The sequence below is a fragment of the Actinoplanes sp. NPDC089786 genome, assembly GCF_040684855.1.
Classification (GTDB): domain Bacteria; phylum Actinomycetota; class Actinomycetes; order Mycobacteriales; family Micromonosporaceae; genus Actinoplanes.
Window position 1 is genome coordinate 239,331 of record NZ_JBFBGU010000014.1, and the last position, 8,756, is coordinate 248,086.

Here is an 8,756-nt window from a genome sequence, read left to right on the forward strand (position 1 = left end):
CACAGATCGGCGGAAGGAGCGACCGGTTGAGTGTTGGGCGCTATTCCGTGCGCAGGGCCACTACCGGGTCGAGGCGGCCGGCGCGCTGGGCCGGTACGACGCCGAAGATGATGCCGACCGCCGCCGAGACGCCGAACGCGAGCGCCAGCGCCCACCAGGTGATCGCCGCGGGCACCGGGGACAACCGGTCGACGAGCAGGGCGGCGGTGATGCCGAGGGCCATACCGAGCACACCGCCGATGGTCGTCAGAAGCACCGCTTCCAGGAGGAACTGGACACTGATGTCGCGGGGGCGGGCCCCGACCGCCTTCCGCAGCCCGATCTCCCTGGTCCGCTCGCGCACCGACACCAGCATGATGTTGGAGACGCCGACCCCGCCGACGAGCAGGCTGATGCCGGCGATGGCGGCGAGCACACCGGTCAGCACGCCCAGGATGTCGCCCAGCACGCCCAGGATCTGTTCCTGGGTGACCGCGCTGAAGTCGGTGTCGGGGTGGCGTTTGACCAGGGCGGCGACCACCGAGTCGCCGAGCGCGCCGATGCGTTCCCGGTCGGGCGCCCGGATGGCCAGGCCGTCGATCCGGTCGGTGCCGAGGAGCCGTTGCGCGGCGGTGACGGGCACGTGCACCTCGCTGTCCCGGTCGACGCCGAGGCTCTGGCCCAGGGGCTCGAAGGTGCCGGTGACCCGGAACCGGACGCCGCCGATGGTGATCTGCCGCCCGATCGGGTCGCGGTCGCCGAACAGCGACCGGGCCACGGCCGAGCCGAGCACCGCGACCCGCCGGCCCGTGCTGACGTCGGAGCGGGTGAAGTAGCTGCCGCGGTCGAGCTTGCGGACGAACACGGTCGGCGTGGTCTCCAGGACGCCCTGCATGCTGGCGAAGGCGCTGCGGCTGCCCGCGCGTACCGTCTCGCCGGAGGCGACGGTGACCGCGACGCGCGACCGGTCGCCGACCACCCGGGTGACCGCGTCGACGTCGTCCAGGGTCATCGTCGAGGCGGTGGCCGCCGCGCCCGCCTCGAGCCGGCCGGGCACGACCAGGAGCAGGTTGGAGCCGAGGCCCTCGACCTGCGACTCGATCTGCTGCTTGGTGCCGGTGCCGATGGCCACCAGCGCGACCACGGCCGCGACCCCGATGACCACGCCGAGCATGGTGAGGATGCTGCGCAGCCGGTTGGCCCGCAGGGCGTCGATGGCGACGCGCCAGGCTTCGCCGACTCTCACGAGGCCACGATCTCGCCGTCGCGCATCCGGATCTGCCGCCGGGCCCGCGCGGCCACCTCGCGGTCGTGGGTGACCAGGACGATGGCGACGCCTTCGGCGTTCAGGGACTCGAGCAGCGCGAGTACGGATTCTCCGGTCGCCGTGTCGAGGTTGCCGGTCGGCTCGTCGGCCAGGAGCACCGACGGCCCGGTGACCAGGGCCCGGGCGATCGCCACCCGCTGCTGTTCGCCGCCGGACATCTGGTTGGGCCGGTGCCCGGCGCGGTGCGCGAGCCCGACCCGGGCGAGCATGGCCGCCGCCCGTTCGCTGCGCTCACGCCGGGCCACCCCGCGATAGACCAGCGGCAGCGCCACGTTGTCCTGGGCGGTGGTGCGGGCGAGCAGGTGGAACGACTGGAAGACGAAGCCGATGGTCTCGTTGCGCAGCTTGGCCATCTCGCCCGGCCCGAGCGTGGCGACGTCGCGGCCGCCGATCAGCAGGGTGCCGGAGGTGGGCCGGTCGAGCGCGCCGAGCAGGTGCATCAGGGTGGACTTGCCGGAGCCGGAGGTGCCCACGATGGCCAGGTAGTCGTCGGCCTCGACGGTCAGCGAGACGCCCTTGAGCGCGGTCACCGAGACCCCGTCCAGGTCGTACGTGCGGGCGACCCCGGTGGCGACGATCGCCGGCCCCGCGGCGGTCACGGTCGCATCCCGGCCGAGAAAAAGCAGGTCACGGCAGTTCCTGGCCCGCACGCACCTGGTCGGCGCCGGAGACCACGATCGGCTGCCCGTCGCTCAGGCCGGTCGTCACCTGCACGGTGTCCTCACCCTGCACACCCAGCGTCACCGGCACCCGCTCGGCCTTGCCGTCGCGCACCGCCCACACCGTGGACCGCCCGTCGGCGTCGACCACGGCCGAGGCCGGCACGGTGACCGCGTCGTCGGCCTCGCGCACCCGCAGCCGGACCACCGCGCTCATCCCGGGCCGGGGCGTCGGCGCCGCGCTGCCGTCGTCGAGCGTGCCTTTGCCCAGGTCGAGCCGTACCCGGTAGGACACTCCCCCGCGGGCCGAGGTGGTGGGCAGCTGGTCGATCGAGCGGACCGTGGCCCGGTAGCTCGCGCCGGTCGCCGCGTCAAGCTCGACGGTCGCCTCGCCACCGGCCTTGACCAGCAGGATGTCGGTCTCATCGACCTCGGTGGTGAGGCCGAGCCGGCCGATGTCGACGACCGTGACGATCGCGGTGCCGGCGCTGACCGGGCCGCCCTCGGGGACGGCCGGGTCGGCGCCGGCGGGCGCGGCGGCCGGGGCGGCGGGCAGGCCGCCGGACGCGCCGCCGGTGGTCGCGCCGCCCCCGGACAGCAGGTCGGTGAGCGAGGCGCCGGAGGCCGCGGGCGTTCCGCCGAGCTGGACCACGCCCGCCACCGGAGCGCGGAGGGTCAGCGCGTCGTCGGCCGCGACGGCCAGGTCGTACGCCTGCTTGGCCTGCAGTTGCTGGGCGGCCGAGAGGGCGCCGAGGGCACGGGACAGACCGGCCAGACCCTCCTGTACGGATCGGACCGCCTCGGCCGCGGCCCGGGAGGCGGCCTCGTACTGCTGCTCGGCCGCGTCGATCTGGGCCAGCAGCGCGGCCCGGACCTCGAGGTCGGTGACCTTGCCGGCGGCCGCCCGGGCGGCGTCGAAGGCCTTGCCCGCGCGCTTGTCGGTGGTGGTGCCGACGGTCACGTAGTTGCCGGTGGAGACGGCCGGCGCCGCGTCGAGCGCCCGTTCGGCGTCGGCCAGCCGGTCGGCCACCGCGGGCGAGTCGATGACCGCGAGCACGGTGCCCTTGCCGACCCGCTGGCCGGGCGTGACGCGCAGGTCGGCGAGGGTGCCCTCGGCCGGTGAGGTGACCGTGGCGGCGGCCCGGGCGGTGACCGAGCCGGGGGCCTCGACGATCTCGGCGACCTCGCCGCGGGAGGCCGCGCCGAGGCCGACGCCGGACGGCTCGTCGCCGCACGAGGCGGCGGTCAGCACGGGCAGCAGCAGGGCCGCGATGAGCAGCGCCAACGTGCGCCGGGGGTGGCCATTCACGTCGGCAACTGTAGGACCTGTTCCGGATTCGCCCCAGTCCAGACGCCCCGGAGGCGAATCTGGAACAGGCCTTGATCCGCTCCTACGACAAGATCGCCGGCGTGATACGTCGGCACTGTCGGGTTTCTGCCCCAAGGCTGGACCTTTCGCCGACTACGCGGCGTGCGCCGGCCTGTCACCGTGAGAAGTCTGAACCGCGGGACCGCCCGCGGATAAGGGGGAGACATGCTCCGCGCCGATGAGCTGACCGTCGTGCACCACGACGACACGGTCACCCGGTTCACCGACGTGCGCTACTCGCTGGGCCGACGGGGGCTGCACGTGGTGATGGCGACCGGCGAGGAGATCGTCTTCCCGCAGCACGACGTGTTGACCACGCATGCTCTTTCGGCCGCCATCATCCACAACAGACTCGACTACGCCAAGGCGGCTTGAGCCCAGTTCCCCATTCGCCGCCGGTGGACGCGCCCCGGAAGCGAATGTGGACCAGGCTCAGGTGCCCGGCCGGCGCCCGTACACCTTGACGGTCGTGCCCTTCTTCAGCTTGCCGTAGAGGAACACGGCGTCGGACTTGAGCAGGTTGACGCAGCCGTGCGAGCCACGCCAGCTGTCATGCAGGTAGGTCGTGGTCCGGTGCAGGCCGATCCCGCCGTTGAAGCGCTGCCAGTTGTACATGTTGACCTTGTACTTCTCGGAGTACTCCGGGTTGGCGCGCTGCCCGATCCTGTACGTGCCCTTCGGCGTGGCGTACCGCTTCATGCCGGTCCGCGTCACGGTCGGCTTGAGCAGGTAGCCCCCGCCCTTCTTGAGCACGAAGACCGTCTGGTGCGTGAGGTCAACGCACACCGTGACCTTCGACCTGCTCGCCTTGCAGCTGGACACCTTGGTGCCCGCGAGCCGCTTGGCCACGCCGTGGGTGGTGGGCCCGGCCAGCCCGGACACCGGCTTGATCCCGTACCGGCTCTGGAACTTCTTGATCGCGGCGCAGTCGGACGACGACTGGCGGCCGTCGACGCTGAGCTTCCCGTACCCCAATTGCCTGAGGTATCCCTCGACCTGTTTCTGGTACTTGCCGGTCGAGCACGAGGCCGCGGCGGCCCGTGTCACGACGACGGCGGCCGACGGCGTACGCGCGGCGGCGCTCGCGGCCGGCGACCCGGCCACCAGCAGGCCCGCACCGATGACGATCGCCGTGGCGATCGCACCGATACGCACGATTGTCCGTTGGACTCCCAATTCGTCCTCCCCAGGAATGCGTGCGGACATCGAAGCACACCGAAGCAGTCGGGTAACTCATCCGGACGACGGAGTCGCAACCGGCCGACGGGCGAAGAATCGTTACGCGGAAGATCCCTGGAAACCGTTGCGTAACCTTCGCGATCCAATTTGACTGTGCGCGGTGAGGCTTCGCTCGGTCACGTAGCGTCAATAGACCGATGCGAACAAGGGAATGAGGAGAGCCATGTCAATAAACTCCGTGGGACCGCGGTGGCGAGCCGCGCTCGCCGGAACGGTCGGTGTCGGGCTGGTTCTCGGCCTGGCCGCCTGTGGTGACGGTGGCGGTGACGACAGCGGGGAGGACACTCCCTCGGCAGCGGCGATCGACTGCGCGCAGTTCAGCAGCTTCGGCGACCTCAAGGGCAAGACGGTCTCCATCTACACCGGCATCATCACGCCGGAGGACAAGCCGCAGATCGACTCGTACAAGCCGTTCGAGCAGTGCACCGGTGTGACCGTGAAGTACGAGGGCGACAAGGCCTTCGAGACCCAGGTCCTGGTGCGGGCCAAGGCCGGCAACCCGCCGGACCTCGCCTACGTGCCGCAGCCCGGCCTGCTGCAGCAGCTGGTGGCGACGGGCAAGGCGGTCGAGGCGCCCAAGCAGGTGTCCGAGAACGTGGACAAGTGGTTCGGCAAGGACTGGCGGGCGTACGGCACGGTCGACGGCAAGCTCTACGCCGCGCCGCTCGGCGCCAACGTGAAGTCGCTGGTCTGGTACTCCCCGTCGGAGTTCCAGGAGAACGGCTACACGGTTCCGACCACGCTGGACGAGCTCAAGGCACTGAGCGACAAGATCGCCGCGACCAAGAAGAAGCCGTGGTGCGCGGGCATCGCCAGCGGTGAGGCCACCGGGTGGCCGGTCACCGACTGGATGGAAGACTTCATGCTCCGGCTCAGCGGGCCGGAGAAGTACGACCAGTGGGTCAAGCACGAGATCCCGTTCAACGGCCCGGACGCGACCGCGGCGCTGGACGGCGTCGGGGCGTACCTGAAGAACCCGGCCTACGTGAACGGCGGCTACGGCGACGTCAAGAGCATCGCCACCACCACGTTCCAGGACGGTGGCCTGACCATTCCGGACGGCACCTGTTCGCTGCACCGCCAGGCGAACTTCTACGCGGCCAACTGGGACAAGGACACCAAGGTGGCGCAGGACGGCGACGTCTTCGCGTTCTACCTGCCCGGCAAGGACGCCAGCAGCAAGCCGGTCCTCGGCGGTGGCGAGTTCGTGCTGTCGTTCGCCAACCGGCCCGAGGTCCAGGCGTTCCAGACCTACCTGTCCACCGACACGTGGGCGAACGCCAAGGCCAAGCTCTCCCAGGGCTGGGTCAGCGCCAACAAGGGTCTGGACGTGAACAACCTGAGCAGCCCGATCGACAAGCTGTCGGCCGGAATCCTGCAGGATCCGAAGGCGGTCTTCCGCTTCGACGGTTCCGACCAGATGCCGGCCGCGGTGGGCTCGAACGCCTTCTGGAAGCAGTCGACCAACTGGATCACCGGCCAGGACACCCAGACGACCTTGGGCAACATCGAAAAGGCCTGGCCCAAGTGATCTGATCGGATGATCTAGGTCACACAGAGATCAAGTAACTTCGGACCGGCCGGGGCGGCACTCCGCCCCGGCCGGTCTCATCTAGAAGGTAGGTGGAGGAGGCCCAATGAATGACATTTTGGCGCTTCCCTGGCCGTTCGCTCCGGTGGAGACCAACTCTGGCAAGGTCGTCCAGATGGTCGCCGCGATCGTCATCTTCGTGGCGGTCATGGGGATCATCCTGTTCCTGGCCAGCCTGGCCCGGGGGCGCAACGGCGACCGGACCGTCGGTTATCTGTACCTGCTGCCGACGCTGCTGATGCTGCTCGTGGGGCTGGTCTATCCGGGCCTGCGCACGATCTGGCAATCGTTCTTCGACGCCGCCGGTGACACGTTCATCGGCCTGGGCAACTACGGCACGATCTTCAGCGACACCGAACAGCTCACGGTGCTGCGCAATACCGTCTTCTGGGTCGTGGTGACGCCGTTCGTGGCCACCGCGGTCGGCCTGATCTACGCGATCCTGGTCGACAAGGCCCGGATCGAGGCGGCCGCCAAGGCCCTGATCTTCCTGCCGATGGCGATCTCGTTCGTCGGCGCGTCGATCATCTGGCGGTTCGTCTACGAGTACCGCCCCAACCAGGGCAACGTGAAGCAGATCGGCCTGCTCAACCAGATCATGGTCTGGCTGGGCCTGGAACCCCAGCAGTGGCTGATCAACTCGCCGCTGAACACGTTCCTGCTCATCGTCGTGATGATCTGGATCCAGGCGGGCTTTGCGATGACCCTGCTCTCGGCGGCCATCAAGGCGATTCCGGACGATGTGATCGAGGCGGCCCGGCTGGACGGGGTCACCGCGTTCGGCATGTTCCGGTTCATCACGCTGCCGAGCATCCGGCCGGCCGTGGTCGTCGTGCTGACCACGATCGGCATCGCCACGCTGAAGGTCTTCGACATCGTCCGCACGATGACCGGCGGCCAGTTCAACACCAGCGTGGTGGCCAACGAGTTCTACAGCCAGAGTTTCCGCAGCGACAACCAGGGACTCGGCGCGGCCCTCGCGGTGCTGCTGTTCGTACTGGTGATCCCGATCGTCGTGTACAACATCCGCCAGCTCAGGGCATCGGAGGGATGATGAGCAGCGCACCGATCGCTCCGGTCACGGTGGCCGAGGCACCGTTGAAGGCACCGAAGGAATCCACGGCCGGCAAGGCCAGGCAGCGGCTCACCTCGCCGTGGGCGTCGCTGTTCGCGGTCGTCCTGGCCGTGCTGTGGACGCTGCCGACGTTCGGCCTCCTGGTGTCGTCGTTCCGTCCTCAGCGAGACATCCGCAGCAGCGGCTGGTGGACGTTCTTCAGCGACCCGACGCTCACCCTGGACAACTACAAGGCCGTGCTGGGCACGGACCAGTCCGGCGGGCTGGCCGACTACTTCTTCAACTCGTTCATCATCACCATCCCGTCGGTGATCATCCCGGTGACGCTGGCCGCCCTGGCCGCGTACGCGTTCGCCTGGATCAGGTTCCCCGGCAAGAATGTCCTGTTCGTCGCGGTCTTCGCCCTGCAGATCGTGCCGATCCAGGTGACCCTGATCCCGCTGCTGACGCTCTATGTCGACGGCGGCGTCGCGGGCACCTTCTGGCCGATCTGGCTGTCGCACTCGATCTTCGCGCTGCCGCTGGCCGTGTTCATCCTGCACAACTTCATGAAGGAAGTGCCGGCCACGCTGCTCGAGGCGGCCCGGATCGACGGCGCCGGCCACGTCGCCATCTTCTTCCGGGTGCTGCTGCCGCTGCTGCGCCCGGCCCTGGCGGCGTTCGGCATCTTCCAGTTCCTCTGGGTCTGGAACGACCTGCTGGTCGCCCTGACCTTCGCGGGCGGCGGCAACGCGGTCGCGCCGATCACGGTGGCGCTGGCCAACCTGGCCGGCACCCGCGGCAACGCGTGGCACCTGCTGTCGGCCGGCGCGTTCGTGTCGATCATCGTGCCGGTGCTGGTGTTCGTGTTCTCCCAGCGCTATTTCGTGCGCGGCCTGCTCGCGGGCAGCGTCAAGGGGTGACGTTTGCCGGGCGCGCCCTCGGACGCGCCCGGCAAGCCACCTCACTGCGGCGTGGCGAAATCCTGGACCCAGTACGGCGTCCGGTCCGAGTCGAACGCCAGCCCGATGCCCATCTGGTGCAGCTTGCAGTCCATGATGTTCTCCCGGTGGGACGGGCTGTTCATCCAGCCGTCGACCACCTCGTAGGCGCTGTCCGCCCCGCGCGCGATGTTCTCGCCGTACCGCTTCCAGTCGTACCCGGCGTCCTCGACCCGCTCCCCCGCGCCGTCACCGCTCGGCGACTCGTGCGCGAAGTACCCGCGCCGCGCCATGTCCGACGCGTGCCGGTTCGCGGCCGTGATGAGCCGGCGGTCGAGCGTCAGCGACTCGCACCCACCACGCCGCCGATTCTCGTTGACCAGGTTCAAGACCTGCTGCTGTACGGGCGCGGCCGGGCTCCCGGACACCGAGCCGGGCGTGACGTCCCGCCGCGCCGCGTCGACGGTGTCGGCCGGCTGGGCGGCCGGTTTCGCCGCCGGCTGGATCACCCCGACCGAGCTGACCCTGGACGACGGCCGCCCGGTGGTCGCCGGGTGGGGCGACACCGGTGGCCCGGTGATCCCGTACTACGCGTGG

The 8,756-nt window shown here is 69.8% G+C and carries 8 protein-coding genes and 1 pseudogene; 4 read left to right on the plus strand and 5 right to left on the minus strand.

The window, feature by feature from the left end; all coding sequences use genetic code 11:
* Window positions 1–40: 40 nt before the first annotated feature.
* The 3 genes and pseudogenes from AB0O15_RS32040 to AB0O15_RS32050 form a co-directional block, all read right to left on the minus strand.
* The gene (locus AB0O15_RS32040; RefSeq protein ID WP_364326153.1) at window positions 41–1,225 is read right to left on the minus strand and encodes an ABC transporter permease; all 1,185 of its coding nucleotides are present in this window, start codon (window positions 1,223–1,225) and stop codon (window positions 41–43) included.
* A 2-nt stretch (window positions 1,226–1,227) separates the two neighbouring features.
* Window positions 1,228–1,905: pseudogene (locus AB0O15_RS32045) on the minus strand (ABC transporter ATP-binding protein); the annotation flags it as partial.
* 28 nt (window positions 1,906–1,933) lie between these two features.
* Window positions 1,934–3,274, minus strand: coding sequence for an efflux RND transporter periplasmic adaptor subunit (locus tag AB0O15_RS32050; protein WP_364326156.1), 1,341 nt, complete (start codon window positions 3,272–3,274; stop codon window positions 1,934–1,936).
* Between the two features lie 225 nt (window positions 3,275–3,499).
* Between AB0O15_RS32050 and AB0O15_RS32055 the strand changes: the two genes are divergently transcribed.
* The gene (locus AB0O15_RS32055) at window positions 3,500–3,709 is read left to right on the plus strand and encodes a hypothetical protein (RefSeq protein WP_364326158.1); all 210 of its coding nucleotides are present in this window, start codon (window positions 3,500–3,502) and stop codon (window positions 3,707–3,709) included.
* 57 nt (window positions 3,710–3,766) lie between these two features.
* Here the strand turns inward: AB0O15_RS32055 and AB0O15_RS32060 are convergent, their stop codons facing one another.
* Window positions 3,767–4,489 carry a L,D-transpeptidase family protein gene (locus AB0O15_RS32060; RefSeq protein ID WP_364326161.1) on the minus strand — a complete coding sequence of 241 codons (723 nt, stop codon included), beginning with the start codon at window positions 4,487–4,489 and terminating at the stop codon, window positions 3,767–3,769.
* A gap of 247 nt (window positions 4,490–4,736) precedes the next feature.
* Here AB0O15_RS32060 and AB0O15_RS32065 point away from each other — a divergent pair, with 247 nt between their 5' ends.
* The 3 genes from AB0O15_RS32065 (at window position 4,737) to AB0O15_RS32075 (ending at window position 8,141) form a co-directional block, all read left to right on the plus strand.
* Window positions 4,737–6,104, plus strand: a complete 1,368-nt coding sequence (locus AB0O15_RS32065) for an ABC transporter substrate-binding protein (RefSeq protein ID WP_364326163.1) — start codon at window positions 4,737–4,739, stop codon at window positions 6,102–6,104.
* A 106-nt stretch (window positions 6,105–6,210) separates the two neighbouring features.
* Window positions 6,211–7,218 carry a sugar ABC transporter permease gene (locus AB0O15_RS32070; RefSeq protein WP_364326166.1) on the plus strand — a complete coding sequence of 336 codons (1,008 nt, stop codon included), beginning with the start codon at window positions 6,211–6,213 and terminating at the stop codon, window positions 7,216–7,218.
* On the plus strand, window positions 7,215–8,141 hold the full coding sequence (locus AB0O15_RS32075; protein ID WP_364326169.1) for a carbohydrate ABC transporter permease: 927 nt from the start codon (window positions 7,215–7,217) through the stop codon (window positions 8,139–8,141). The genes AB0O15_RS32070 and AB0O15_RS32075 overlap by 4 nt, the downstream gene beginning before the upstream one ends.
* Before the next feature lie 41 nt (window positions 8,142–8,182).
* Here AB0O15_RS32075 and AB0O15_RS32080 read toward each other — a convergent pair whose 3' ends face one another.
* Window positions 8,183–8,587, minus strand: a complete 405-nt coding sequence (locus AB0O15_RS32080; protein ID WP_364326172.1) for a CAP domain-containing protein — start codon at window positions 8,585–8,587, stop codon at window positions 8,183–8,185.
* Window positions 8,588–8,756: the final 169 nt, after the last annotated feature.